This is a genomic window from Kosakonia beeri (assembly GCF_054165705.1).
Map to the genome: position 1 here is coordinate 1,770,505 of NZ_CM135106.1, position 25,512 is coordinate 1,796,016.

Sequence of the window (25,512 nt, forward strand, 5' to 3'; positions counted from 1 at the left end):
AATAACAGGAACGAAGCAATGAGCGCAAACAACCTGCGTGAGCAAATCTCTCAATTAGTTGCCCAATATGCTGACGAAGCGTTAAGTCCGAAGCCGTTTGTTGCTGGCAGCAGCGTCGTACCGCCCTCTGGTAAAGTGATTGGCGCGAAAGAGCTTCAGCTGATGGTTGAAGCCTCCCTGGATGGCTGGCTGACAACGGGCCGCTTCAATGACGCGTTCGAGAAAAAACTGGGTGAGTTTATCGGTGTACCGCATGTACTGACCACTACCTCTGGTTCTTCTGCAAACCTGCTGGCACTGACCGCGCTGACTTCCCCGAAGCTGGGCGATCGTGCACTGAAGCCGGGCGATGAAGTGATCACCGTGGCTGCTGGCTTCCCGACTACGGTTAACCCAACCATCCAGAACGGCCTGATCCCGGTATTTATCGATGTGGATATTCCGACGTACAACGTCGATTCCAAACTTATCGAAGCCGCCGTATCGGATAAAACCAAAGCGATCATGATCGCTCACACACTGGGCAACGCATTCGATCTGACTGAAGTTCGCCGCATCGCGGATAAATATAATCTGTGGCTGATTGAAGACTGCTGCGACGCGCTCGGTACAACCTACGACGGAAAAATGGTCGGTACTTTCGGTGATATCGGTACCGTCAGCTTTTACCCGGCGCACCACATCACAATGGGGGAAGGCGGAGCGGTATTCACCAAATCTTCCGAGCTGAAAAAGCTGATTGAGTCCTTCCGTGACTGGGGTCGTGACTGCTATTGTGCGCCGGGTTGCGACAACACCTGTGGCAAGCGTTTTGGCCATCAACTGGGCTCTCTGCCGTTCGGCTACGACCACAAGTACACCTATTCCCACTTGGGTTACAACCTCAAAATCACCGATATGCAGGCAGCCTGCGGTCTGGCACAGCTGGAGCGCATTAACGAATTTGTGCGCCTGCGTAAAGAGAACTTTGCGTACCTGAAGCAGGGGTTACAGTCCTGTGCGGAATTCCTCGAACTGCCGGAAGCAACAGAGAAATCCGATCCGTCATGGTTTGGTTTCCCGATTACCCTGAAAGAAACCAGCGGCGTAACGCGTGTTGATTTGGTGAAGTTCCTTGATGAAGCTAAAATTGGTACGCGCCTGCTGTTCGCCGGGAACCTGACTCGCCAGCCTTACTTCGCCAACGTGAAATACCGCGTTGTTGGTGAGCTGACAAATACTGACCGTATTATGAATCAGACCTTCTGGATCGGTATTTACCCAGGGCTGACCAAAGAGCATTTGGATTTTGTGGTTTCCAAATTTGAAGAGTTCTTTGGTTTGAATTTCTGATAGCAATTGATGGGCGTTTTATGTTGAACAAAAAAATTATCCTCACCGGAGCGAGTGGTTTTATTGGTAAGCATTTACTCGTAAAGCTATTAGCAGAAGGTTACACTGTATTAGCATTAAAACGCCCAGAAAGCGCAATCAGCACCAGAACAGAGAATGTTGTCTGGATAAATATTGATGACGTTGAATCCCATCCATTTTTTCAGGATGGTGTGGATGCAATAATTCATCTGGCTACTGATTATGGACGGGGGGAAAAAAAAGGCGTTACGTCACAATATGAATGCAACGTCCTGCTGCCACTTCGTCTTATGGAAATTGCGGCGATGAATAAAATCCCATTATTTATCTCTGCAGACACCTTCTTCGGTAAGTTTGAGGAACAGTATTCGTACATGAAAACGTATATGCTGTCCAAACGACATTTCAGAGAGGTTGCCCGAGAGTTTCTTCTTAATACAGACACCGGTTTTGCTAATCTTCGCTTAGAGCATGTTTATGGTGAAGGTGATGGGGCTAAAAAATTTATCCCCTTTATCATCAGCGCGCTTGTGGATACTGCCGAAGAGGTCAAATGCACAAGTGGTGTTCAGCGGCGTGATTTTATCTATGTCGAAGATGTTATCAATGCTTTTATGGCTGTTCTCAGACGCCATCCAGCAAGGCAATTTGTTGAATATGAAGTCGGAACAGGTCAGTCGCATTCTCTAAAAGAAATGATTGAAGAAATTAAATGTCAACTCAAAAGTGTTACGCCAGTTAATTATGGTGCCATGAAGCTTAGAGATGATGAAATAATGGATTCAAAAGCAGATTTAACAAATCTCAATAAATTAGGTTGGCATCCTTCTTATAGTTTGAAAGAGGGTGTGAAAAAAATGTTGAGCAAAGAGAAGTCAATTTGAGCATATTACAACGACTCGGGATGGATAGGGCAGTTATTTATGTTTTGCTCGGAAAAACAATATCGATATTATCAGGTCTGTCGATTATTTTATTAATTCCTCATTTTTTGAGTGAAGAGTTGCAAGGGTATTACTATACTTTTAATTCTTTAGTTGCTTTGCAAATTATATTCGAATTGGGTTTTTCAGGCGTTATTATTCAGTTCGTAAGTCATGAAATGGCGGCGCTTCAATATGTTATTGAACGTAAAACCTTTGAAGGTGAGTTGCAAAAAAAACAACGCATCCTGTCGATCGTAACATTTTCAATCAGATGGTATGGTGCTATTGCAATGGCCATCGTGCTGTTTGTTGGACCGACAGGTTATATCTTTTTCAGCCTTGAAAACAATGGTACTATACACTGGCAGAACGCCTGGATAACACTAACCGTTGCAACTGCTATTAATGTGTTTTTTATCTCTGTGGTGTCGATAGCTGAAGGGTGTGGCCTGGTTGTAAAAGTAAATAAAATGCGAGCCATACAGGCATCGCTAGCCGCATTATTATCTATATTCTTCCTTGTAAGTGGTTATGGTCTGTATGCCACCGCAGCTATTGCTATTTCGGGGTGCGTGGTTTATTTAATTTTTGCATTGCGCTATTTCAGTCGCACGTTACATGAGTCCTTTTTTACAAAAATAGCTGAAAATTTGACATTTTCTGGAATTTCTTGGAAAAAAGAAATTCTCCCGATGCAATGGCGAATCGCCTTAAGCTGGATGTCAGGATATTTTATCTTTTTTGCTATGACGCCAATCGCGTTTAAGTACTTTGGCCCTGTCTATGCCGGTAAATTAGGGATGTCCTTGACGCTTTGTAATATGATTATGGCAACCGGTCTGGCTTGGGTTTCGACCCGTTTTCCTAAATGGGGAAAATTAATTTCTCAGGGCAACAGAGCCGAACTGGATGCTTCTTTTCGTGGGTCACTTATCCAATCATCATGTTTTGTATTGATTTGCCTAATCGGCGCAATCTGTTCATTGATTACGCTCAATTATTTGGAGTTTGACTTTACGCAACGCTTCTTTTCACCTGGAGAGTTTTCAATTCTCTGCGTGGCGATTTTAGGCTCACATTTGGTCGCCTGTATGGCAACTTATATTCGGGCCCATAAGATTGAAAAAATGGCGATGGCATCGCTGATTATGGCTATTTTAACTACCTCGTGTATGTCGTTAGTAGCGGTATTGCATTTCGAGAGATGGTATATGGTAGTATATTGCTTAATAGTCTGGGTATATTTCGTTCCTCACGCCTTTTTGATTTTTAGGGAGTTCAAAAGAAATAATGGCTGATGTGCAAAAACTATTATCGATAACCATTCCTACATATAATCGCGCGGATTATTTAAAACGGTTATTAGAGTCTATTCAGCCCCAAATAAAAGAATATAACCATGATTTAGAAGTTATAATCATTGACAACGCATCGGCCGATCATACGCAGGAGGTTGTTTCTGATTTTTTAAGCAATGTATCTATAGCGCAATACATTCGGAACGATGAAAATCTTGGTATGGATGGTAATTTCAAAAAATGTTTCGAATCAGCCACTGCGAAATATTTCTGGATGATCGGTGATGATGATGTACTTAGTGATGATGCGATTGCGAATGTAATATCTGTACTGAAAAATGTGGATACATACAATTTACTCTATATATCATCGACTATTACCCATTGTGCATCAAATGAACGGTTGAGTTATAATGTTTTTACCTCGAGCGAAGACTTTATTAAGCGAGTAGGCATAATGTTCACTTTCATTTCAGGCATGGTGTGTAATAAGCAAGCGTATTTGTTACTGGCTAGTCAAAATAAACCGACTATGATAGAAGGTTCTTTTCTGATGCATATGTATTGGCAACTGCCGCTGCTAAAGAATGGGAAAAATTTTGCAGTTATTAATAACAAAATGATCTACGCAACGCCAGATAATTCAGGTGGATACCGCCTTTTCCATGTTTTCTCTAAGAATTTATCTTCTCTCTTGGATACGTTTTATAACAGAAAAGATTTTGCCAGTAAAAAAATCAGAAGCGCAGCCGCACTCTTCTTAATGAATTTTCTTAATAACGCGCAAAAAACACGTGGCTATGAGAAAGAGGATTTTATGACAGACTGTGATTATGCGTTCAGAGACTTGGCTATGTATCGTTATTTCTTGCGATTTTTTTATCTAAATCCTGCGTTGCTTAAATTTTCTCATCAATTAAAACCATTGATTAAACGAATACTGGGAAAGTGATTTTTGGCATTCACCAACATATATGGTAAATCTGAAATGTTAAACAGAGTTTCGTTTGAAAGAATCATTCTTTTTTTGATAATAACAATCGTTGGCTCTCCATATCTTAGTTCGTGGCTCCCTAAAGTTTCAAATATGCCGATAGGTCCGCTTATTCGCTGCATGGCTATCATTTTATTTTATGCAGTGATTATCTACGCATTATTTTTATCTGGAAGAGTGAAAATCAATGGCACGCTGTGCACAATTCTTATTCTGATGCTGGTAGGTATTCTGCTGTCAATTATTGAGAATCAGTCGAATATTTTACAAGTGGTTTTGGGGTTGCATGCGCTAGTCTTCTATCCGATGGTTTTTAGTATCCTCGCGTGTTATTTCAATAATGATTACGACAGCGACCGCTGGCGCCGAATTGCTCTTTTTTTAAAGCAAGTTCTAACTATTATTTTTCTTATCACCAGTACGATTGCAATTATTGATGTCGTAACCGATGGGCAATTCACCCTAGTGCTTGGCTACAATCCGAACTACGGTGGAGATAATTTTTCGCTTATTAACCGGTATTATGATCTCGTTAGAGCCAACGGGGGATTTGCTGATGCGCTGGCATTCGGTTATTTGATGGTTATTGCCTTCATCTTCTTTGCTTATAATATTTTTAGTAAGTATGGTTCGAAGTATGTAAATTTTTTGGGTGCCATACTTTCTACCGTCGCCTGCTTTATGTCAATTACGCGCGGAGCAATTATTGCTCTAGTACTCGCTGGGTTAATATTCCTTTTACGCAGTAATATTATAGTCAAAATCAGTGCTGCATTTATGGCTTTGTTGTTGCTTGTTGCCATTTCTTTGAGTAGTTATTCTGATGTTTTTATAGGGCGTTTCACCGACAGTGACAAAGGTTCAAAAGTTTCCACCACGTTGCGTTTTGATATGGCATTAAAGTCGGTAGATTTTCTGGTTAAACACCCGCTAGGAGAAGGTCTGGGATCGCAGGGTGCAGGAAGTACGCTCTCGAAAACAACCGAGAGAATTAACACCGACAACTTTATTTTCCATGGTTTGTTAGAAGCTGGCATTTTTGGTGGTTTGATGTTTCAGGTGCTTGTGTTATATCAGTTCAGAGTTTTCTATAAAAAAACAAAGGGATCCCGGCAATTTTTCTTCGCATTATTCTTCCTTTACTGGTTGTCTGCAGCGGTGAGTTCTTCGTTACAAGCAGGCATTCTGTCTGTTTTATTTTGGGTCGTGTGTTTTATTATTTATAGTGAAACTATAATTAAGAGAAGAAAAGTACTCTATGAATGCAGGGAAGTAAGCTATGTTGACCTATAAAATTAAGAGTAGGTTGCGTGCGTTGTATTACAATCTCACACGCAAGTTATCCATACGAATGTTGGGAACTAATCCAAAGATTTTCGGGGCAAAATATATAAAAATGACGAACTGCTCAATTGGAGATAATTGTTGGATACAAGCGGTCGATAAATATAAAAAACAACGTTTTTTTCCGGAAATAATTTTCGGGGAAAACGTGATGATGAGTTGTAACGTTCATATCTCTGCAGTGAAAAAAGTAGAAATCGGGAATAACGTTCTATTGGGTTCTAATATTTATATTGGTGATCATTCACATGGTTCAACACGTCCTGAAAAATATGAACCAAATCTCCCTCCTGCGTTACGCGATCTGGATGATATTGCAGAGATAAAAATTGGAGACAACATCTGGGTTTGTGACAATGTGGTGATCCTTGCCGGAGCATCTATTGGGAAGGGATCGATAATTGCTGCGAATTCAGTTGTAAAGGGGCATTTCGAAGAAAATAGTCTTATTGCCGGAAACCCAGCAAGACTCATAAGGAAACTGACTAATGGGTAATGTCGCAACAATTTCAGTTGTTATACCAAGCTATAATCGGGTTCAGGAGTTGCAAGAACTTCTTGATTCTGTACTGACTCAGAAGAATTACCCTGATGAAGTGCTCATTTGTGAAGACAACTCTCCGGAAAAATTCAATATTCAAAAGATGGTTGATTCTTTTCGGAGTGAGTACGAAAAAAATAAAATAAAGCTCACTTTTATTATCAATGAAGCCAATCTTGGTTACGATAAAAATCTAAGAAAATGCATTGAAAGCGCTTCTGGAGAATGGGCGTTGATTATGGGTAATGACGATCTACTATTACCTAACGCTGTCTCTGAAGTGAAGAACTATATCGCAAAAAACTCTCAGGTAAATTTCATTTCGCGCACATTTTTGCGTTTCAATCATGATATTAACAAGCCAATTGGTTTGTCTTCCTTGAATGATAAAGATACGATTTATAAATTGGGCTTATCAGAACCAAAAATGATTTTCAGAACAGCAGGTTTTGTTGGCGGATTAGTTGTCAAAGTTCCTTTCGCAAAAACATTACATACTGAAGAATTTGATGGTTCACTCTATTATCAAATCTATCTGGCAGCTTCAGCTTTTATCGGTACTGGTATCGGCTATATCTCACAACCTATTATCGGTGGCCGTGCTGATAACCCCCCCATGTTTGGTCAGGCGGCGGACGATAAAGAAGTTCATATCCCTGGCAGCTACACGGCTCGCGGGCGTGCTGCCATGTGGCGTGGTGTTCTCACCATTGCGAAAAGCGTGGGTGAAAAACATAATGTTGATCTTTACACGTCGTTAAAACGGGAGCTCACAACCAGACAGTCATTCCATATTTTTGAAATGAATGCGGGGCAAAGCATCAAGGTTAATAAAGAATTAAAGCAAGAACTTGCGGCATTAGGTTTAATGAGCCACCCTGTGCCACTTGCATTTTATTTTCTCAACTGTACGTTGAAATCTAATTCACGTTTTGTTTACAAAGCCATCCGCAAAATCATGCAATAGTGACAAGGTCATTTCAATGAAAAACGATGTTAAAATATCCCTTGTTCATGAGTGGCTGTTAAGCTATGCAGGTTCAGAGCAAGTTTCCGCACAAATACTAAAGACTTTTCCTGAGGCTGACCTTTTTTCGGTGGTCGATTTTCTTACGCCGGAACAACGTGCACATTTCCTTAATAAAAATGCGAAGACAACCTTCATCCAAAATCTGCCAAAGTCGCAAAAATATTATCAAAAATATCTCCCGCTAATGCCGCTTGCTATTGAGCAGTTGGATGTTTCGGCGGCGGATATTGTTATCTCCAGCGCGCATGCGGTTGCGAAAGGGGTGATTACCGGCCCGGATCAATTACACATTAGCTATGTGCATTCACCTATTCGATATGCATGGGATCTTCAACACCAGTATTTACGAGAGTCTGGCCTCAATAAAGGATTAAAAGGCTGGTTGGCCAAATGGATTTTGCACAAAATGCGTATTTGGGATTACCGTACAGCAAATGGCGTCGATCATTTTCTGGCAAACTCCCAGTACATTGCTCGTAGAATAAAAAAAGTTTACGGTCGCGAAGCTGATGTTATTTATCCTCCGGTGGCCGTAGATGATTTTGAGCTGAAAACCGAAAAGTCTGACTTTTATTTGACAGCATCAAGGATGGTTCCTTATAAGCGAATCGGTTTGATTGTTGAAGCGTTTAATGCCATGCCTGACAAAAAACTGATAGTTATTGGCGACGGTCCGGATTTCGAGAAAATTAAAAAAACTGCTGCAGCCAACGTCACAATGATGGGCTATCAGTCATTTGCAGTTTTGCGCGAGCATATGCAAAACGCAAAAGCCTTTGTGTTTGCCGCTGAAGAGGATTTCGGCATAATTCCTGTTGAAGCCCAGGCTTGTGGTACGCCTGTGATCGCGTTTGGTAAAGGGGGGGCACTCGAGACCGTCATCCCGCCGGAACACAGCCATCCGACGGGCGTTTTCTTTGCGGAACAGACCGCCAGCGCCATTGTTGAAGCTGTTGAAACTTTTGAGAAGAGCAGATCCATATTTACCCCGGAAGCATGTCGTAGAAATGCTGAGCGTTTTTCACAGCAGCGTTTTGAGCGTGAAATAAAAGAATATGTCGAATCAAAATGGGCGGACTTTTGCCGTTATCGGCAGGTAAAAGGTTAATGTTGGTAGCGCTATGAAAAATATTATGCCAGTGATCATGGCTGGCGGCAGCGGAAGCCGTTTATGGCCACTTTCGCGGGAGATGTATCCAAAACAATTTTTGCAGGTCGGCGGCAGCAAAACCATGCTGCAACAAACGGTCAAGCGCCTGGAAAAATTACAAACTAATCCGCCTGTCGTGATATGCAATAACGAGCACCGGTTTCTTGTTGCGGAACAACTGCGCGCTATCGATAAACTGGCTAATAATATTATTCTGGAGCCATTAGGTCGTAATACTGCCCCGGCCATCGCTTTAGCGGCGTTTACGCTCCTCCAAAACAAACAGCACAATGTGGATCCAATCATGTTAGTGCTGGCTGCTGATCATGTTATTCAGGATGAAGATGCCTTTATTGCATCTGTCAGGCAGGCCGTTGAATATGCCGAACATGATAAACTGGTGACTTTTGGTATTGTTCCTTCCCATCCTGAGACCGGGTACGGTTATATTCGCCGTGGACAGGCTCAAGGTGACAGGGCATTTGTTGTTGCCGAATTTGTTGAAAAACCTAGCTATGATATAGCCTGCGATTATTTATCCAGCGGTGAATACTACTGGAACAGTGGTATGTTCATGTTCAAAGCTGAAAGTTACCTGGCTGAGTTAAAAAAATACCGCCCCGATATTTTTGCTCAGTGCGAACGCGCGATGGCGCGGATCAATCAGGATTTAGATTTTGTAAGGATTGACGAGCAGGCTTTTGCGCAATGTCCCGCGGAATCCATTGATTACGCCGTGATGGAGCACACCGATCATGCTGTTGTCGTACCAATGGATGCCGGCTGGTCTGATGTCGGGTCGTGGTCGTCGTTGTGGGATATTTCTACAAAGGATGAACGCGGCAATGTAAAACATGGGGATGTCCTCGAGTTTGACTGCCATAACATCTATGTCCATTCGGAAGACGCGCTGGTAGCGACCTTAGGGCTGCAAAATACCGTCGTGGTCCAGACCTGTGATGCGATTTTGATTGCGGATAAAGGCCACGTGCAGAATGTGAAAAAAGTGGTTGAGCATCTTAAGTCCAGCCGCCGAACTGAGCATCGTGATCACCGCGAGATCTATCGGCCCTGGGGAAGCGTTAATACGCTAGTGCAAGGAGAGGATTACCTTGTTCGTAAAGTTACCGTGCGGCCAGGAAAGCAACTTGCTGCGCAAATCCATCATCAGCGTGCTGAACACTGGACGGTACTATCCGGGCGCGCAAAGGTGATTCTTCAAGACCGTGAATATTTCGTCGAAGAAAACCAGTCAACATTTATTCCTGCAGGTCTGGTCCATATACTGGCAAATGCGGATTCAACTCCTCTGGAAATCATTGAAATTCAATCAGGCAAAAATTTAAGCGAAGACGATGTCATTCGTGTAGTAAATCCTGTTTCAGAGAAATAATAAAATGTCAGACTTTTTAAGCAATGTTGTGATTAACAGTTCGAACATCCAGTTTGGTACCAGCGGCGCAAGGGGACTGGTGCACCATTTCACACCGCAAGTGTGCGGTGCTTTTACTGCTAATTTTTTGAGTACGACTGCTGCCACGTATACTTTTGATACCGTTGCGATTGGTATCGATAACCGCCCGAGTAGTTATGATATGGCACGAGCGTGCGCCGCGGTCGTCGAGTATATGGGATTCAAGCCGTGTTACTGTGGTGTTATTCCCACTCCGGGACTGGCCTGTTTTGCACTTGAGAAAAAAATCCCGGCTATCATGATAACCGGTAGCCATATCCCATTCGATCGAAACGGGTTGAAGTTTTATCACCCTACGGGGGAAATAACGAAGTCTGACGAAGCGGTAATTTTAACGGGAAGTACCCGTTTTTCCTTGCCTACCAGATTGCCTGAATTGCCGGTTAACAACGATGCCAGCGCGCACTATATCGCGCGTTATACTTCATTCTTCCCTGAAAATGCCCTTGCCGGAATGCGGATTGGTATTTACGAACATTCCAGCGCCGGGCGGGATATTTACCCTGCACTGTTTGCGATGCTCGGCGCTGAGGTTTTTTCCCTTGGCCGTAGCGATCAGTTCGTGCCTATCGATACTGAAGCGGTATCCGAAGAGGATCGGCAGCGGGCGATAAACTGGTTACGCGAGTATGACCTGGATGCCGTATTTTCAACCGACGGTGATGGCGATCGGCCACTACTGAGCGATGAGAAGGGACAGTGGCTGCGTGGCGATATTCTCGGATTACTATGCTCTTCGCATCTGGGTATTGATGCAGCGGCAGTGCCGGTGAGCAGTAACAGCGTTATCTCGACTAGCGGTTTGATCCCTCACGTTGTGCTGACCAGAATCGGCTCGCCGTATGTTATCGCTGCATTTGACGCATTACTGGAACAATTCGGTCAAGTTGCCGGTTTCGAAGCCAATGGTGGCTATCTGTTAGCCAGTGATGTCAACCATGCGGGCCGTACGTTGAAAGCATTACCAACCCGTGATGCGTTGTTGCCAGCAGTGACGGTATTGGTTTCAAGTCAGCACAAAAAGATCAGTCAGCAATTAGCGGAATTACCACCGCGTTATACCTCATCGAATAGACTGCAGAATTTTTCTCCCGCCCGGAGCGTTGCTTTGCGGGATAAACTTGTGAATGACCCTGCGAGGGTCCTAAACGCTTGCGGTTTAGCTGATGCGCGCGTTGTTGGACAGGATATGACGGATGGCGTCAGGTTGCGGTTAAACAACGACGATATCATTCATCTCCGACCCTCCGGCAATGCGCCTGAATTACGATGCTATGCTGAGTCCGCCTCTTCAGACAAAGCAGATGAGTTAGTCAGAGTGGTTCTCTCACATATTGAGGATAACTTCTGATGACTAACGTAAATCAGCTTTCCAATCAATTAGAATCGTGAGGGGATAATGGAATTTAAGGATGTGAAAAATAATTATAAGCCCTTCTTGTGTCAGTTTTTTCTCGCGCTGTCTGATTTTATCTTTTTTAATCTGTCACTGGTTTTTGCACTGGCGCTAGTCTATTTTCTGTTCGATGATTTACAGCGTTTCATCCCGCAGGAGCAGTTTCAATATCGTATTGTTTCCCATTTTATATTGTCATTAACCTGTGTCGCGTGGTTTTTAATCCGCCTGCGTCACTATTCTTACCGCAAACCGTTTTGGTATGAGCTGAAAGAGATCCTGCGTACAATCATCATTTTTGCGATCTTTGATTTGGCGTTGATTGCTTTTACAAAATGGCAGTTTTCGCGTTTTGTCTGGGTGTTCTGTTGGAGTCTGGCGCTCTTTATGGTGCCCTTTTTCCGCTTTACCACGAAGTATTTGTTGAATCGGTTTGGTATCTGGAAAAAGAAAACCATCATTTTGGGCAGCGGTAAGAACGCACGCGAAGCCTGGTTTGCCCTGCAAAGTGAAGAGATGCTGGGATTTGAAGTCGCGGCTTTCTTTGATGACGAGACAACGCAGGACAAGCTTCTCGATTGCCCGGTTTACAAAGATGCTGATGACATCTGGCAGGATCCCGATCTTAAACATGTGCATTTTATCATTGCTTTCGATGTCGATGAGATAGACAAGACGGTCGCTTGGCTGAGGGAGTTGTCCAAACATCAGTGTCGCTCAGTAACTGTCATTCCTTCATTGCGAGGACTGCCGCTGTATAACACTGATATGTCTTTTATTTTCAGCCATGAAGTGATGCTGCTGCGCATCAATAACAACCTTGCGAAACGCACCTCGCGCTTCCTTAAGCGTTCTTTTGATATTGTATGCACGCTGCTTATCCTGCTCGTTTCATCACCGTTGTTTATCTACCTGTGGTACAAGGTGACGCGTGACGGTGGGCCAGCCATTTATGGGCACCAGCGGGTCGGCCGCGCCGGAAAACTATTCCCGTGCTACAAATTCCGCTCTATGGTGATGAACTCGCAAGAGGTTTTACAAAACTTGCTCGAGAATGATCCACAAGCGCGCGAAGAATGGGACAAGGATTTCAAACTGAAGAATGACCCACGCATCACGAAGGTAGGGCATTTTATCCGCAAAACCAGCCTTGACGAGTTACCCCAGCTGTTTAACGTATTGAAGGGTGAAATGAGCCTCGTAGGGCCGCGTCCGGTGGTGACAAAAGAGCTGGAACGCTACGAACTGGATGTGGACTATTATTTGATGGTGAAACCCGGAATGACGGGCTTGTGGCAGGTGAGCGGACGAAACGACGTAGACTACGATACGCGCGTCTATTTTGACTCCTGGTATGTGAAGAACTGGTCATTGTGGAACGATATCGCCATTCTTTTCAAAACAGTTAAAGTTGTGCTTCGCCGGGATGGCGCTTATTAGTACAGGCGCGACAGCGCGCGGCGTCAAGTGGCATCTATTGCTACCAGCTTAGGGTATTCCTGAGTTAACATTACTTTTACTTAACCCAGCCAGAGAAAGCATGGCAGGGTATTCACACCTGACAGGAGTATGTGATGTCCAAGCAACAAATCGGCGTTGTGGGTATGGCCGTGATGGGGCGTAACCTGGCGCTTAATATTGAGAGCCGTGGCTATACCGTTTCCGTTTTCAACCGCTCCCGCGAAAAAACTGAAGAAGTGATTGCAGAGAATCCGGGTAAAAAGCTGGTTCCTTACTACACCGTGAAAGAATTTGTTGAATCCCTGGAAACCCCGCGCCGCATCCTGCTGATGGTGAAAGCGGGCGAGGGCACCGACAAAGCCATCGAATCGCTGAAACCGTACCTGGACAAAGGCGACATCATCATTGATGGCGGTAATACTTTCTTCCAGGACACTATTCGTCGTAACCGCGAGCTCTCTGCAGAAGGCTTCAACTTCATCGGTACCGGTGTTTCCGGCGGTGAAGAGGGCGCGCTGAAAGGCCCGTCCATCATGCCTGGCGGCCAGAAAGAAGCTTACGAGCTGGTGGCACCGATCCTGACTAAAATTGCGGCCGTTGCAGAAGATGGTGAACCGTGCGTGACTTACATTGGTCCGGATGGCGCGGGTCACTATGTCAAAATGGTGCACAACGGTATCGAATATGGCGACATGCAGCTGATCGCCGAAGCGTACGCACTGCTGAAAGGCGGCCTGAACCTCTCCAATGAAGAGCTGGCGAAGACCTTTAGCGAGTGGAATGCTGGCGAGTTAAGCAGCTACCTGATCGACATCACCAAAGATATCTTCACCAAAAAAGATGAAGAGGGTAAATACCTGGTTGATGTGATTCTGGATGAAGCGGCGAACAAAGGCACTGGTAAATGGACCAGCCAGAGCTCGCTGGATCTCGGTGAACCGCTGTCGCTGATCACAGAGTCTGTCTTCGCACGTTACATCTCATCCCTGAAAGATCAACGCGTTGCCGCATCTAAAGTCCTCTCCGGCCCGCAGGCTAAACCTGCTGGCGACAAAGCCGAATTCATCGAGAAAGTCCGCCGCGCACTCTACCTGGGCAAAATTGTGTCCTATGCACAGGGCTTCTCACAATTGCGCGCCGCATCTGACGAGCACAACTGGGATTTGAACTACGGTGAAATCGCGAAGATTTTCCGTGCTGGCTGCATTATTCGTGCGCAGTTCCTGCAGAAAATCACCGATGCGTATGCAGAAACCCCGGCTATTGCTAACCTGCTGCTGGCTCCGTACTTCAAGAAAATTGCCGATGACTATCAGCAGGCGCTGCGCGACGTTGTAGCCTATGCGGTCCAGAATGGTATCCCGGTTCCGACTTTCTCTGCCGCCGTCGCTTATTACGACAGCTACCGTTCAGCGGTGCTGCCGGCGAACCTGATCCAGGCGCAGCGCGACTACTTCGGGGCACATACTTACAAACGTACTGATAAAGACGGTGTGTTCCACACTGAATGGCTGGATTAATCTGATAATCAGCCCGTTGATAAAGCAAGCCCGGTTATTGTAACCGGGCTTTTTTTTCCGCTGAATCGCCGCCGTTACGCGACGTCGTCTTCATTTTCCTGAACGTTGCCTGCTAAACGGTGCATAAACGCCGCCGTTACGCGCCGTTTGCCGCCTTGACAGTCCCTCAACTTAAGAGGTAAAAACCCCAACAGTTATTGATAATAAGCGGTGGCGGCAGGGTCGCCATCTCCGGTTTCATACACTCACTAAAGTTGCTTATCGAATGAAAATAACAATCTCCGGAACAGGTTATGTTGGTCTATCGAACGGGATCCTGATCGCGCAGCACCATGAGGTCGTGGCGCTGGATATCGTGAAAGAAAAAGTCGATATGCTTAATCAGAAGATTTCTCCTATCGTTGATAAAGAAATCCAGGAGTATTTGCAGAATAAGCCGCTGAACTTCCGTGCCACCACAGACAAGCACGATGCTTATCGCGGCGCAGACTACGTCATTATCGCGACGCCGACGGATTACGATCCGAAAACCAACTATTTTAATACCAGCTCAGTAGAAGCCGTGATCCGTGACGTACATGAGATCAACCCGCAAGCGGTGATGATCATCAAATCGACGATCCCAGTGGGCTTTACCGAATCCATTAAAGAGCGTTTTGGTATCGATAATGTGATCTTCTCGCCTGAATTTCTGCGCGAGGGAAAAGCGCTCTACGACAATCTCTACCCGTCACGTATCGTCATCGGTGAGCGCTCCGCGCGTGCAGAACGTTTCGCCGCTCTGCTGCAGGAAGGGGCTATCAAAGAAAATATTCAGGTGTTGTTTACCGACTCTACCGAAGCGGAAGCGATCAAACTGTTTGCTAACACCTACCTGGCAATGCGCGTCGCTTACTTTAACGAGCTGGACAGCTATGCTGAGAGCCTGGGGCTGAATAGCCGCCAGATTATCGAAGGTGTTTGCCTTGACCCGCGTATTGGCAATCACTATAACAACCCGTCGTTTGGCTATGGTGGTTACTGTCTGCCAAAAGATACCAAGCAACTGCTGGCGAATTACCAGTCGGTGCCGAACAATATTATCTCGGCCATTGTGGATGCTAATCGAACGCGTAAAGACTTTATTGCTGACTCCATTCTTTCACGTAAACCGAAAGTGGTGGGTGTTTATCGTCTGATCATGAAAAGCGGTTCTGATAACTTCCGTGCCTCATCTATTCAGGGCATTATGAAGCGCATCAAAGCCAAAGGGGTTCAGGTCATCATTTATGAACCGGTGATGAAAGAAGATGAATTCTTCCATTCCCGCGTGGTACGCGACCTGGAAGCCTTCAAGCAGGAATCCGATGTCATTATCTCTAACCGGATGGCAAAAGAGCTGGCGGATGTGGCAGATAAGGTCTACACCCGCGATTTATTCGGCAACGACTAAAAAAGAAACGGCCCTCAGGGCCGTTTTTCTTACATCTTGTAGTACGTTTTGTACCACTCCACAAATCTCTTCACGCCTTCTTTTACCGACGTCTGCGGTTTAAAACCAATAGTTTCATACAACGGTTGCGTATCGGCGCTGGTTTCCAGTACATCCCCTGGTTGGATCGGCATCATATTTTTCTGTGCTTCCATTCCCAACGCCTCTTCCAGTGCCGTGATGTAATCCATCAGTTCTACCGGTGAGCTGTTGCCAATGTTATAGACATGGTAAGGCGCAGAACTGGTTGCGGGGGTGCCGGTTTCCACGGTCCATTCCGGGTTCGCCTGGGGGATCACATCCTGCAAACGAATAATCGCTTCAACAATATCGTCGACGTAGGTAAAGTCGCGCTTCATTTTGCCGTAGTTGTACACGTCAATGCTTTTCCCTTCCAGCATTGCTTTGGTGAACTTGAACAGCGCCATATCCGGGCGTCCCCACGGGCCGTATACGGTGAAGAAGCGCAGGCCTGTGGTCGGCAAACCATAAAGATGGGAGTAGGTGTGCGACATCAGTTCATTGGCTTTTTTAGTCGCCGCATAGAGTGAAACCGGGTGATCCACGGTGTCATCCGTTGAGAATGGCATTTTGCGGTTCAGGCCATAAACCGAACTTGAGGACGCATACAACAGGTGTTGTACGTGATTATGGCGGCAGCCTTCAAGCACGTTAAGGTGCCCAATCAGGTTGGCTTCTGCATAAACATGAGGATTTTCCAGGGAGTAACGAACACCCGCCTGCGCGGCAAGGTGGATGACCCGATCAAATTTTTCCCCGGCGAACAGTTGAGCCATTTTCTCACGATCGGCGAGGTCTATCTTATGAAACGTGAAGGCAGGATCGTTGAGCAGATCCAGGCGGGCCTGTTTGAGGCTGACATCGTAGTAATCATTCAGGTTATCAATGCCTGTGACCTGGTGGCCCGCCTGTAGAAGGCGCTGGCTAACGTGAAAACCGATAAAACCGGCGGCGCCGGTAACCAGATATTTCATCTCTCATCCTTTCTGATATCAAAAAACAGCAATCCCTTATTGTATGATGATGGTCGCGCGATCGCTATCAGTTATAAATACAGAAATTACTCACATTGTTTGAGTAATACTCAAGTAATAAAATGTCAGAAAAATTCTATAGTGAAATGAGGCAATGTCGTTAAACTTGCCGTTCATCGGTATATTTTACTTTCCGCATTAAGGTTGCTATGACACACGAAAAGAATAACACGGCTGTAAGACGCGATGATGATAGTGAAGGTATTGATTTATTTGATGTAATCCTGCAGATCTGGCGTGGAAAATGGATCGTTGTCATTTTTATCGCTTTGGCCCTTGCCATCGCTGTTGCATATTTAAGCACAGCCAAACATAAGTGGACGTCAACCGCGGTTATTACTATGCCGGATGCCGGACAAATCGCCGATTATGCTACTGCATTCAGCACGGTCAGTAACGATCCCACACTTAAAATGCTGGATATTCGTCAGCAGGTGATTGAACGCTACGGCTCCGCGTTTATGATTTTTGCGCAGAATTTAGCGAAACAAAATGCTGGCGGTGAATTATCAATTGATAATCAGGTCAGTGGTCAGACTCTGCCACTGAAGGTCAATTACCGCGCTTCCAGCCCAGATGAAGCGCAACAGAAACTGACCGAATACATTCACGAGGTTGATGCGCGTACCAGCAAGGAGCTGAACGAAGAACTTCTGCCAAGTATCCAGGCTCGTCTGCGTGAGTTACAAGCCGGGATGGATACACAAGAAAAAGTGGCGCAGGAACAAAAGGCACTGCGTTTGCAGCAAATCACCCAGGCGCTGACTATCGCCCGCGATGCAAACGTCACCGCGCCGCAAATCACACAGGCGCAGAATGTTTCTCAGGATACGCTGTTCCTGTTGGGCAGCGCTGCGCTGGAGTCGATGATCAAAAACGCTGCATCCCGCCCGCTGGCGCTATCTGAGGATTACTACAAGTTCCGCCAGGAATACCTGGATGTGCAAAGCCTGAAATCCGATCCAGCCAGTATGCACACTTACCGCTATGTGATGGAGCCGGATTTGCCTGTCCAGCGCGACGGACCGAAGCGTAGCCTCGTGTTGATCATCGCTGTTCTGCTAGGCGCAATGCTAGGGGCGGCTTTCGTACTTGCCCGGCACGCCATTCGCAGTTACACGCGCAGAGCGTAAAAAAAACCGGGCCAGGCCCGGTTTTTTTATCGCTCTTATTTATGCCGCTTGCGCAGGTTTTCGATCACTGTTGTCAAATCCAGTTGCTGATCCTGCAGTAAAACGAGCAGGTGGTACATCAAATCAGACGCTTCGTTCGTCAGTTCTTCGCGATCGTTCACCGTGGCCGCCAGCGCGGTTTCCACACCTTCTTCACCCACTTTCTGCGCGATACGTTTGGTGCCGCTGGCATAAAGTTTGGCGGTATAAGAACTTGCCGGATCCGCTGTTTTGCGCGACGCCAGGAGTTCTTCAAGCTGGTACAGGAACAGCCACTGATGGCTGTTGTCGCCAAAACAGCTTGATGTCCCGGTGTGGCAGGTGGGGCCAATCGGGTTTACCAGAACCAGCAGGGTGTCGTTGTCGCAATCCGGGGCAATATTCACGACGTTGAGAAAGTGGCCGGAGGTTTCGCCTTTTGTCCACAAACGCCCTTTGGTGCGCGAGAAAAAGGTCACTTTACCGCTGTCCAGCGTTTTTGCCAGCGCATCCTTGTTCATATAGCCCAGCATCAGGACTTCACCGGAAACCGCATGCTGCACCACGGCGGGCAGCAGTCCGTCGGTTTTTTCCCAGTCCAGTTGGGCCAGTTGTTGCTCTGTTAACATATCCTGATCTCCACGCCCTGGCTTGCCAGGTACGTTTTTAACTCACCAATATTAATGATCTGTTTGTGGAACACGGAGGCGGCCAGCGCGCCGTCAACATCCACATCGCGGAAGGCCTCAAGGAAATGCTCCATGGTGCCAGCGCCGCCGGATGCAATAAGCGGAACATGGCATACGTCGCGCACTTTCTTTAATTGCTCAAGGTCGTAACCGTTACGCACGCCATCCTGGTTCATCATGTTTAACACGATTTCCCCGGCGCCGCGCTTTTGAACTTCCTGCACCCAATCCAGCGTTTCCCATTGCGTTACCCGGGTGCGGCTTTCATCGCCGGTGTATTGATTGACATGGTATTTACCTGTCGCGGCGTCAAACCATGTATCAATGCCGACCACAATGCACTGCACGCCAAAGCGATCCGCCAGCCGGGTGATCAGTTCAGGATCCGCCAGCGCAGGGGAGTTAATGGAAATTTTATCGGCACCGAAAGAGAGGATCTTTGCTGCATCGTCAGCCGACTTAATACCGCCAGCCACGCAGAAAGGGATATCAATGACCTCCGCCACGCGCGCTACCCAGCTTTTATCGACCACACGCCCATCGCTGGAAGCGGTGATATCGTAAAACACCAGTTCATCTGCGCCTTCTTCCGCATAACGTTTTGCCAGTGGCACTATGTCGCCAATGATTTCGTGATTGCGGAATTGCACGCCTTTCACGACCTGACCATCACGCACGTCAAGACAAGGGATTATCCGTTTTGCCAGCATTGAATGGCCTCCTTCACCGTGAATTTACCTTCCAGCAGCGCACGCCCAACAATCACGCCACGTACGCCAGTGCCGCGCAGTGCAGCGATATCATTAAGGTCGCCAATTCCCCCTGAAGACTGGAATGCCACCTGCGGCCAACGCGCACAAATTTCCTCATAGAGCGAGACATTGGAGCCCGCTAACGTTCCGTCGCGGGAAATATCGGTGCACAGCACGTGCTTCAGTCCGACAGCGAGATAGGTCTCCACCAGTTCTTCCAGCGTCACGCCGGAGTTCTCCTGCCAGCCGCTGACGGCGACCTGTTTGGTTCCCTGGTGGTCAAGCCGCACATCCAGCGCCAGTACCAGTTTGTCGGCACCGAACCGCGTAAACCAGCCTTTAACCACGTCCGGCGATTTTACTGCCGTCGAGCCGATGACCACCCGGGCGACACCGGCTTCCAGCAGGGTAGCCACGTCGTCTTCCGTACGCACGCCGCCCCCCACTTGCACAGGTACATTGACCCCAGCGACCAGTGTTTTTAATAGTGGGATCTGGCGACGTGCGGGGTCTTTCGCACCGGTTAAATCGACCAAGTGCAGCACTTCGGCTCCCTGTGCGGCATAATCCTGCAAACGCGGCAGCGGATCGCTACCGTAGTCCCGTTGTTGCGCGTAATCCCCCTGATGGAGACGCACCACGGTACCGTCAATCAAATCTAACGCGGGAATAATCATCACATCTCCAGGAAGTTTTTCAGCAACTGCGCGCCAGCGCGCCCCGAACGCTCCGGGTGGAATTGCACGCCGTAGAAATTGTCTTTCTGTACGGCGGCAGTAAATGGTTCACCATAATCGCAACGGGCAAGGGTGTTTTCATTCACCGGCATGGCATAGCTGTGCACGAAGTAGAAATAGGCACCGTCGTCGATCCCCTGGAACAGGCGAGTGCCCGCTTTCGGGTAGACCTGGTTCCAGCCCATGTGAGGCAGCGGCAGACCGACATCGCGCATTTTGGGCACATCCTGATCGATGATACCCAGCAGCGAAACGCCGTTATTCTCTTCACTAAAACGCCCGAGTAGTTGCATGCCGAGGCAGATGCCGAGCACCGGCTGCGTACAGGCTTTAACCAGGTCGACCAGCTCGCGCTCGCGTAGCTGATCCATCGCTGCCTGTGCGGTGCCCACGCCGGGCAGAAAGAGTTTATCTGCGCGCAATACCACGTCCGGATCGCGGCTTACCCGCGGATCGTAGCCGTGGCGGGAAATGGCTGACCTGACTGAGTTCAGGTTGGCGCAGCCGGTATCGAGGATCACCACATTCATTACAGCACTCCTTTTGAGGAGGGGAGGGTGTCGCCTTCTACGCGGATAGCCTGTCGCAGGGTACGGCCGAATGCTTTAAACAGGCTTTCCACACGGTGATGGTCGTTCTTACCTTTGGTTTTCAGGTGCAGCGTTACGGCCATGGTATAGGAGAGTGAGCGGAAAAAGTGCTCGACCATCTCGGTACTCAGATCGCCCACGCGCTGATAGGTAAACTCAGCTTTATATTCAAGGTGCGGGCGGCCGGAAATGTCCAGTGCACAGCGGGCCAGGCATTCATCCATCGGCAGCACGAAGCCGAAACGGTTAATGCCGCGCTTATCGCCGAGCGCCAGTTTCAGTGCTTCGCCCAGCGCCAGACCGGTATCTTCAACGGTGTGGTGATCGTCGATATACAGATCACCCTTGACGGTGATTTCCATCCGAAAACCGCCATGTGTGGCAATCTGATCCAGCATATGATCAAAGAAACCGACACCGGTGTGGATCTTGCTACCACCCTCGCGATCCAGCCACACTTTGACATCAATCTGCGTCTCTTTAGTGTGGCGTTCTACATGAGCGTAGCGGTCGCGCCGGGTAAGCTGTTCGCCAATCATCGGCCAGTTCAGCGTTTCGCGGTTATAACGAAGGCCGGTAATGGCCATATTGTTCGCCAGCTCGATATCCGTGGCACGGTCGCCAATAACATAGCTATTAGCCACGTCGAGCACGCCGTCCGCCAGCCAACGCTGCACCAGTTTTAATTTGGGTTTACGGCAGTCGCAGGCATCGTCCGGGAAGTGCGGGCAAATCAGCACCTCTTCAAACGCCACACCCTGCGAGTTGAACACTTGCATCATCAGATTATGCGGGCCATCAAAGTCCGCCTGCGGGAAGCTGTCGGTGCCAAGCCCATCCTGGTTAGTGATCATCACCAGTTTAAAACCTGCTTGCTGTAGCTTCAGCAGTACCGGGATCACCTCTGGCTCAAATGCCAGCTTGTTGAAGTTGTCGACCTGATAGTCAGTGGGCGGTTCGGAAATCAGTGTTCCATCACGGTCAATAAACAGGTACTTCTGGCTCATACTTGCTCCGCACGTAAAGCGTCAATGACGCGCTGGCTCTCTGCACGGGTGCCGATAGTAATGCGCAGGCAGCCGCTTAAAGAAGGTTGCTTGTTCTGGTCTCTAAGGATAATGCCCTGATCCCACAAAGATTTAAACACTGCACTGGAAGCCGTGAAACGCACCAGAATGTAGTTTGTCTCGGAGTCAAACACCTGTTCCACGCACGGGATGTCTTTTAACGCGGTGACGAGGTATTGACGCTCGGCGAGAATTTGCGCCACGCGTTCGCGCATCGCCACAATTCCTAGCGGGCTAAGGGCTTGCGCCGCGATGTCCGCTACCGGCGTTGACAGCGGATACGGTGCGATCACCTTCAGCAGCAGGTTGATAACGTCTTCGTTAGCCAGCGTAAAGCCGCAGCGCAGACCGGCGAGTGCGAAGGCCTTTGACAACGTGCGCAATACCACAAGGTGCGGGTATTCGCTCAGCCAGCCTGCCAGCGTTGCTTGCGGGCAGAACTCAATATAGGCTTCATCAGCGACGACAATCGCTTTACCGCGGGTCATCTCCAGCAGTACACGCAGATCCTGCGGATGAATAATCTGTCCGGTTGGGTTGTTCGGGCTACAGACGTAAACCACTTTCACGTTGTCGAGTTTATCGGCGATACCCTGCAGATCCAGTTGCCAGTTGTCCAGCGCCTGTACAGTTCGGTATTCCACGCCAAAGGTTTCGGCGCTAACGCTGTACATGCCATACGTCGGCGGGCAAAACAGCACCGCATCCTTACCTGGTTCGCAGAACGCACGGATCAGCAGTTCGATGCCTTCATCAGCACCCCGGCTGACCAGCACTTGCTCCGGTTTTACGCCCGCGTACTGCGCATAATTGTCGATGACCGCTTTCGGCTGGCATTCCGGGTAACGGTTTAATGTTTGCTGCCCCAGCTGGAATTCTACGGCTGTCGGGAATTCGTTCGCATTCAGCCAGACATCGCCTTTACCGCCAAGGCGGCGGGCGGACTGATACGGTGTCAGTTCACGCACATTCTTGCGCGCCAGTTCTTCAATACTCATGCTTGCTCCTTCAGCGCCTTGACGCGCAAAGTGACGGCGTTTTTGTGGGCGGCCAGGCGTTCGGCCGCCGCCAGCGTTTCAATGGTGCTGGCCAGTGCGGCAAAGCCATCACGGGACAGCTCCTGAACCGTCATTCGCTTCTGGAAATCAGCCAGCCCAAGGCTGGAACAGGTGGCGGTATAACCGTAGGTCGGCAATACGTGATTCGTCCCGGATGCATAATCGCCCGCCGATTCCGGGGACCAGTCGCCAAGGAACACGGAACCGGCGCTGGTGATGCTGTCAACCAGCGCGCGGGCGTCGCGGGTCTGAATAATCAGGTGCTCCGGGCCATACTGATTCGAAATCTCCACACACTGTTCGAGGTCGCGCGCCACAATGAGACGGCTGGCAGACAACGCCTGGCGAGCGGTTTCAGCGCGCGGCAAATCTGCCAGTTGACGCTCAACAGCTTGTGCAACGCGGGTCGCCATCTCGCTGTCCGGCGTCAACAGGATCACCTGCGAGTCCGGGCCGTGTTCCGCCTGCGACAGCAAATCAGAGGCGACAAAATCCGGTGTTGCACCGCTATCGGCAATGACCAGCACTTCCGACGGACCGGCTGGCATATCGATTGCCGCGCCGTCAAGACGTTGGCTAACCTGGCGTTTTGCTTCCGTGACAAACGCGTTGCCTGGCCCGAAGATTTTATCGACGCCTGGCACCGACTCCGTGCCGAACGCCAGCGCGGCAATCGCCTGCGCGCCGCCCACTTTAAAGATCTCCTGCACGCCACAGAGCTGTGCGGCGTAGAGGATCTCGTCGGCAATCGGTGGCGGCGAGCAGAGCACTACTTTCTGGCAACCGGCAATACGTGCCGGCGTCGCCAGCATCAATACCGTAGAGAACAGCGGGGCGGAACCGCCAGGAATATAGAGACCGACCGACGCGATAGGGCGGGTAACTTGCTGGCAACGCACGCCGGGCAGGGTTTCGATATCCACGGTGTGCAGTTTTTGCGCATTATGGAAGGTATCGATATTTTTCACTGCCACGGCCATTGCCTGTTTGATCTCCTCGCCCAGCCGTGCGCTTGCGGCAGCGATCTCTTCCGCGGTGACTTTCAATGCGTCGACCTGGGTTTTATCGAACTTTGCGCTGTATTCACGCAGGGCACTGTCGCCGCGGGCTTTGACGTTATCCAGAATCTCAACCACGGTACGGGTGATGCTGTCAGAAGCGGAGATTGCCGGGCGCATTAACAACGCACGTTGTTCTTCTGCGCTGCTGCTGTTCCAGTCGATTACGGTATTGAAGCTCATGGCCTTACTCCATCATCTTCTCAATCGGCAGCACCAGGATTGAGCTTGCACCCAGCGCTTTCAGTTTCTCCATGGTTTCCCAGAACAGCGTCTCGCTGCTCACCATGTGCATGGCAACGCGCTGCTGGTCGCCTGCCAGCGGCAGAATTGTCGGGCGTTCTGCGCCTGGCAGCAGGGCGATAACTTCCTCCAGACGTTCACTGGGTGCATGCATCATGATGTATTTGGATTCACGCGCCTGGATAACACCCTGGATACGGGTCAGCAGTTTGTCGATCAGTTGCTGCTTCGCTTCAGTGATGTCGCCATCGCGCTGGATCAGGCACGCTTTAGAGCGGTAAATCACTTCGACTTCACGCAAGCCGTTTGCCTCCAGCGTTGCGCCGGTAGAGACCAGATCGCAAATGGCATCAGCCAGGCCGGCACGCGGTGCTACTTCTACAGAACCGTTCAGCAGGCAGGAGCGGAAAGCCACGCCTTTCTGGTCAAGATACCGTTTAAGCAAGTGCGGGTAAGAGGTGGCGATACGTTTGCCATCCAGGGCTTCCGGGCCGTTCCATACTTCGTCAACCGGGGTGGCCAGCGACAGACGGCAGCCGCCGAAATCAAGACGGCGCAGTGTAAAGTAGCGCGGGTCTTCGCCCTGCGCACGGCGGGTCAGGAGCTCTTCTTCCAGCACGTTCTCACCAATAATGCCGAGGTCGACAACGCCGTCCATTACCAGGCCTGGAATGTCATCGTCACGTACGCGCAGAATATCGATTGGCATGTTTTCCGCCAGTGCGATCAGACGCTGGGTGTGCAGGTTGATCTTAATGCCGCAGCGGGCCAGCAATTCGCGTGAGTCTTCACTCAGGCGACCGGATTTCTGAATAGCTATGCGTAAACGCGAGTTATCTAACATTCTGTTGTCCTCTTTATCCTGCTGAATTTTGTTCAAAAAAAAGCCCCCGGAAGAAAATCTTCCGGGGGCTTTCTCTGCGTTCATGCACCACTGGAAGATCTAAACGTCTTCCAGCACACATCGCCTGAAAGACTAGTCAGGATGATGGTGATGATGGTGTTTAAATTGAACGCGGGTCATAAAATTCTCGATGAATGCTTATTCATATGTTGTCGTTTAACCTAAACCACTTTGGTTGCGGAAGGCAAGGGCTTTTTTTCATCTTTAAATCATTTCATATAGGTTCTATAAATTGTCAGTTATCGCGGAC

Annotated in this window: 24 protein-coding genes and 1 other annotated feature; of the genes, 14 read left to right on the forward strand and 10 right to left on the reverse strand. The window is 48.4% G+C overall.

What is annotated here, in order from left to right; translation table 11 throughout:
* Positions 1 to 18: 18 nt before the first annotated feature.
* The 13 genes from rfbH to ugd all read left to right on the forward strand — a co-directional run bounded on the left by rfbH (position 19) and on the right by ugd (position 15,919).
* The gene (gene rfbH, locus ACUY4S_RS08445; protein ID WP_458022640.1) at positions 19 to 1,332 is read left to right on the forward strand and encodes a lipopolysaccharide biosynthesis protein RfbH; all 1,314 of its coding nucleotides are present in this window, start codon (positions 19 to 21) and stop codon (positions 1,330 to 1,332) included.
* A gap of 20 nt (positions 1,333 to 1,352) precedes the next feature.
* Positions 1,353 to 2,237 (forward strand): NAD-dependent epimerase/dehydratase family protein, encoded by an 885-nt coding sequence (locus ACUY4S_RS08450; protein ID WP_458022639.1) that lies wholly within the window; start codon positions 1,353 to 1,355, stop codon positions 2,235 to 2,237.
* Positions 2,234 to 3,577: an MATE family efflux transporter gene (locus ACUY4S_RS08455; protein ID WP_458022638.1), complete on the forward strand. Its 1,344-nt coding sequence runs from the start codon at positions 2,234 to 2,236 to the stop codon at positions 3,575 to 3,577. Before ACUY4S_RS08450 ends, ACUY4S_RS08455 begins: the two co-directional genes overlap by 4 nt.
* On the forward strand, positions 3,570 to 4,529 hold the full coding sequence (locus tag ACUY4S_RS08460) for a glycosyltransferase family 2 protein (protein ID WP_458022637.1): 960 nt from the start codon (positions 3,570 to 3,572) through the stop codon (positions 4,527 to 4,529). The genes ACUY4S_RS08455 and ACUY4S_RS08460 overlap by 8 nt, the downstream gene beginning before the upstream one ends.
* Before the next feature lie 36 nt (positions 4,530 to 4,565).
* Positions 4,566 to 5,864: an O-antigen ligase family protein gene (locus ACUY4S_RS08465; RefSeq protein ID WP_458022636.1), complete on the forward strand. Its 1,299-nt coding sequence runs from the start codon at positions 4,566 to 4,568 to the stop codon at positions 5,862 to 5,864.
* Positions 5,851 to 6,411 (forward strand): acyltransferase, encoded by a 561-nt coding sequence (locus ACUY4S_RS08470; protein ID WP_458022635.1) that lies wholly within the window; start codon positions 5,851 to 5,853, stop codon positions 6,409 to 6,411. The genes ACUY4S_RS08465 and ACUY4S_RS08470 overlap by 14 nt, the downstream gene beginning before the upstream one ends.
* Positions 6,404 to 7,423: a glycosyltransferase family 2 protein gene (locus ACUY4S_RS08475; RefSeq protein ID WP_458022634.1), complete on the forward strand. Its 1,020-nt coding sequence runs from the start codon at positions 6,404 to 6,406 to the stop codon at positions 7,421 to 7,423. The genes ACUY4S_RS08470 and ACUY4S_RS08475 overlap by 8 nt, the downstream gene beginning before the upstream one ends.
* Positions 7,424 to 7,439: 16 nt before the next feature.
* On the forward strand, positions 7,440 to 8,594 hold the full coding sequence (locus tag ACUY4S_RS08480; RefSeq protein WP_458022633.1) for a glycosyltransferase family 4 protein: 1,155 nt from the start codon (positions 7,440 to 7,442) through the stop codon (positions 8,592 to 8,594).
* 13 nt (positions 8,595 to 8,607) lie between these two features.
* Positions 8,608 to 10,029 (forward strand): mannose-1-phosphate guanylyltransferase/mannose-6-phosphate isomerase, encoded by a 1,422-nt coding sequence (locus tag ACUY4S_RS08485; RefSeq protein WP_458022632.1) that lies wholly within the window; start codon positions 8,608 to 8,610, stop codon positions 10,027 to 10,029.
* A gap of 4 nt (positions 10,030 to 10,033) precedes the next feature.
* Complete coding sequence (locus ACUY4S_RS08490; RefSeq protein ID WP_458022631.1) at positions 10,034 to 11,461, forward strand: phosphomannomutase; 1,428 nt, start codon at positions 10,034 to 10,036, stop codon at positions 11,459 to 11,461.
* 48 nt (positions 11,462 to 11,509) lie between these two features.
* Entirely contained in the window at positions 11,510 to 12,946 is a 1,437-nt protein-coding gene (locus tag ACUY4S_RS08495) for an undecaprenyl-phosphate galactose phosphotransferase (protein WP_458022630.1), read from the forward strand.
* Positions 12,947 to 13,080: 134 nt separating this feature from the next.
* Positions 13,081 to 14,487: an NADP-dependent phosphogluconate dehydrogenase gene (gene gnd, locus ACUY4S_RS08500; protein WP_312687684.1), complete on the forward strand. Its 1,407-nt coding sequence runs from the start codon at positions 13,081 to 13,083 to the stop codon at positions 14,485 to 14,487.
* A gap of 265 nt (positions 14,488 to 14,752) precedes the next feature.
* Positions 14,753 to 15,919, forward strand: coding sequence for a UDP-glucose 6-dehydrogenase (gene ugd / locus ACUY4S_RS08505; protein ID WP_312687682.1), 1,167 nt, complete (start codon positions 14,753 to 14,755; stop codon positions 15,917 to 15,919).
* A gap of 29 nt (positions 15,920 to 15,948) precedes the next feature.
* On the opposite strand, the gene ACUY4S_RS08510 is transcribed toward ugd, so the two are convergent.
* Entirely contained in the window at positions 15,949 to 16,953 is a 1,005-nt protein-coding gene (locus tag ACUY4S_RS08510) for an NAD-dependent epimerase (protein WP_312687681.1), read from the reverse strand.
* A 209-nt stretch (positions 16,954 to 17,162) separates the two neighbouring features.
* On the opposite strand from ACUY4S_RS08510, the gene wzzB reads away from it, so the two are divergent.
* Positions 17,163 to 18,146, forward strand: coding sequence for an LPS O-antigen chain length determinant protein WzzB (gene wzzB, locus ACUY4S_RS08515; protein ID WP_458022629.1), 984 nt, complete (start codon positions 17,163 to 17,165; stop codon positions 18,144 to 18,146).
* A 35-nt stretch (positions 18,147 to 18,181) separates the two neighbouring features.
* Here wzzB and hisIE read toward each other — a convergent pair whose 3' ends face one another.
* From hisIE to hisL, 9 genes are all read right to left on the reverse strand, one after another.
* Positions 18,182 to 18,793, reverse strand: a complete 612-nt coding sequence (gene hisIE, locus ACUY4S_RS08520) for a bifunctional phosphoribosyl-AMP cyclohydrolase/phosphoribosyl-ATP diphosphatase HisIE (RefSeq protein WP_312687678.1) — start codon at positions 18,791 to 18,793, stop codon at positions 18,182 to 18,184.
* Entirely contained in the window at positions 18,787 to 19,563 is a 777-nt protein-coding gene (gene hisF, locus ACUY4S_RS08525) for an imidazole glycerol phosphate synthase subunit HisF (protein ID WP_312687676.1), read from the reverse strand. The genes hisIE and hisF overlap by 7 nt, the downstream gene beginning before the upstream one ends.
* Positions 19,545 to 20,282, reverse strand: a complete 738-nt coding sequence (gene hisA / locus ACUY4S_RS08530) for a 1-(5-phosphoribosyl)-5-[(5-phosphoribosylamino)methylideneamino]imidazole-4-carboxamide isomerase (RefSeq protein WP_458022628.1) — start codon at positions 20,280 to 20,282, stop codon at positions 19,545 to 19,547. Before hisA ends, hisF begins: the two co-directional genes overlap by 19 nt.
* Positions 20,282 to 20,872 carry an imidazole glycerol phosphate synthase subunit HisH gene (hisH, locus tag ACUY4S_RS08535; protein ID WP_312687672.1) on the reverse strand — a complete coding sequence of 197 codons (591 nt, stop codon included), beginning with the start codon at positions 20,870 to 20,872 and terminating at the stop codon, positions 20,282 to 20,284. Before hisH ends, hisA begins: the two co-directional genes overlap by 1 nt.
* Complete coding sequence (gene hisB, locus ACUY4S_RS08540; RefSeq protein ID WP_458022627.1) at positions 20,872 to 21,939, reverse strand: bifunctional histidinol-phosphatase/imidazoleglycerol-phosphate dehydratase HisB; 1,068 nt, start codon at positions 21,937 to 21,939, stop codon at positions 20,872 to 20,874. The genes hisH and hisB overlap by 1 nt, the downstream gene beginning before the upstream one ends.
* The gene (hisC, locus tag ACUY4S_RS08545) at positions 21,936 to 22,997 is read right to left on the reverse strand and encodes a histidinol-phosphate transaminase (RefSeq protein ID WP_312687668.1); all 1,062 of its coding nucleotides are present in this window, start codon (positions 22,995 to 22,997) and stop codon (positions 21,936 to 21,938) included. Before hisC ends, hisB begins: the two co-directional genes overlap by 4 nt.
* Complete coding sequence (gene hisD / locus ACUY4S_RS08550; RefSeq protein WP_458022626.1) at positions 22,994 to 24,298, reverse strand: histidinol dehydrogenase; 1,305 nt, start codon at positions 24,296 to 24,298, stop codon at positions 22,994 to 22,996. Before hisD ends, hisC begins: the two co-directional genes overlap by 4 nt.
* Before the next feature lie 4 nt (positions 24,299 to 24,302).
* Positions 24,303 to 25,202 carry an ATP phosphoribosyltransferase gene (hisG, locus tag ACUY4S_RS08555; RefSeq protein ID WP_312687663.1) on the reverse strand — a complete coding sequence of 300 codons (900 nt, stop codon included), beginning with the start codon at positions 25,200 to 25,202 and terminating at the stop codon, positions 24,303 to 24,305.
* Positions 25,203 to 25,236: 34 nt separating this feature from the next.
* Positions 25,237 to 25,359: a sequence feature (His leader region), on the reverse strand.
* A complete protein-coding gene (hisL, locus tag ACUY4S_RS08560; protein ID WP_001375657.1) occupies positions 25,335 to 25,382 on the reverse strand; it encodes a his operon leader peptide in 48 nt (15 codons plus the stop codon). Its footprint overlaps the feature before it by 25 nt.
* Between the last annotated feature and the right edge of the window lie 130 nt (positions 25,383 to 25,512).

What these genes read in the sequence shown, in the direction of transcription:
- ACUY4S_RS08475 (WP_458022634.1), top strand. Translation starts at nt 6,404, where the DNA reads ATGGGTAATGTCGCAACAATTTCAGTTGTTATACCAAGCTATAATCGG.
- gnd (WP_312687684.1), top strand. Translation starts at nt 13,081, where the DNA reads ATGTCCAAGCAACAAATCGGCGTTGTGGGTATGGCCGTGATGGGGCGT.
- hisB (WP_458022627.1), bottom strand. Translation starts at nt 21,939, where the DNA reads ATGAGCCAGAAGTACCTGTTTATTGACCGTGATGGAACACTGATTTCC.
- ACUY4S_RS08470 (WP_458022635.1), top strand. Translation starts at nt 5,851, where the DNA reads ATGTTGACCTATAAAATTAAGAGTAGGTTGCGTGCGTTGTATTACAAT.
- ACUY4S_RS08510 (WP_312687681.1), bottom strand. Translation starts at nt 16,953, where the DNA reads ATGAAATATCTGGTTACCGGCGCCGCCGGTTTTATCGGTTTTCACGTT.
- hisA (WP_458022628.1), bottom strand. Translation starts at nt 20,282, where the DNA reads ATGATTATTCCCGCGTTAGATTTGATTGACGGTACCGTGGTGCGTCTC.
- hisG (WP_312687663.1), bottom strand. Translation starts at nt 25,202, where the DNA reads ATGTTAGATAACTCGCGTTTACGCATAGCTATTCAGAAATCCGGTCGC.
- ACUY4S_RS08465 (WP_458022636.1), top strand. Translation starts at nt 4,566, where the DNA reads ATGTTAAACAGAGTTTCGTTTGAAAGAATCATTCTTTTTTTGATAATA.
- ACUY4S_RS08480 (WP_458022633.1), top strand. Translation starts at nt 7,440, where the DNA reads ATGAAAAACGATGTTAAAATATCCCTTGTTCATGAGTGGCTGTTAAGC.
- hisH (WP_312687672.1), bottom strand. Translation starts at nt 20,872, where the DNA reads ATGAATGTGGTGATCCTCGATACCGGCTGCGCCAACCTGAACTCAGTC.
- rfbH (WP_458022640.1), top strand. Translation starts at nt 19, where the DNA reads ATGAGCGCAAACAACCTGCGTGAGCAAATCTCTCAATTAGTTGCCCAA.
- ACUY4S_RS08460 (WP_458022637.1), top strand. Translation starts at nt 3,570, where the DNA reads ATGGCTGATGTGCAAAAACTATTATCGATAACCATTCCTACATATAAT.
- ugd (WP_312687682.1), top strand. Translation starts at nt 14,753, where the DNA reads ATGAAAATAACAATCTCCGGAACAGGTTATGTTGGTCTATCGAACGGG.
- ACUY4S_RS08490 (WP_458022631.1), top strand. Translation starts at nt 10,034, where the DNA reads ATGTCAGACTTTTTAAGCAATGTTGTGATTAACAGTTCGAACATCCAG.
- ACUY4S_RS08495 (WP_458022630.1), top strand. Translation starts at nt 11,510, where the DNA reads ATGGAATTTAAGGATGTGAAAAATAATTATAAGCCCTTCTTGTGTCAG.
- hisIE (WP_312687678.1), bottom strand. Translation starts at nt 18,793, where the DNA reads ATGTTAACAGAGCAACAACTGGCCCAACTGGACTGGGAAAAAACCGAC.
- ACUY4S_RS08450 (WP_458022639.1), top strand. Translation starts at nt 1,353, where the DNA reads ATGTTGAACAAAAAAATTATCCTCACCGGAGCGAGTGGTTTTATTGGT.
- hisC (WP_312687668.1), bottom strand. Translation starts at nt 22,997, where the DNA reads ATGAGTATTGAAGAACTGGCGCGCAAGAATGTGCGTGAACTGACACCG.
- wzzB (WP_458022629.1), top strand. Translation starts at nt 17,163, where the DNA reads ATGACACACGAAAAGAATAACACGGCTGTAAGACGCGATGATGATAGT.
- ACUY4S_RS08485 (WP_458022632.1), top strand. Translation starts at nt 8,608, where the DNA reads ATGAAAAATATTATGCCAGTGATCATGGCTGGCGGCAGCGGAAGCCGT.
- hisD (WP_458022626.1), bottom strand. Translation starts at nt 24,298, where the DNA reads ATGAGCTTCAATACCGTAATCGACTGGAACAGCAGCAGCGCAGAAGAA.
- hisF (WP_312687676.1), bottom strand. Translation starts at nt 19,563, where the DNA reads ATGCTGGCAAAACGGATAATCCCTTGTCTTGACGTGCGTGATGGTCAG.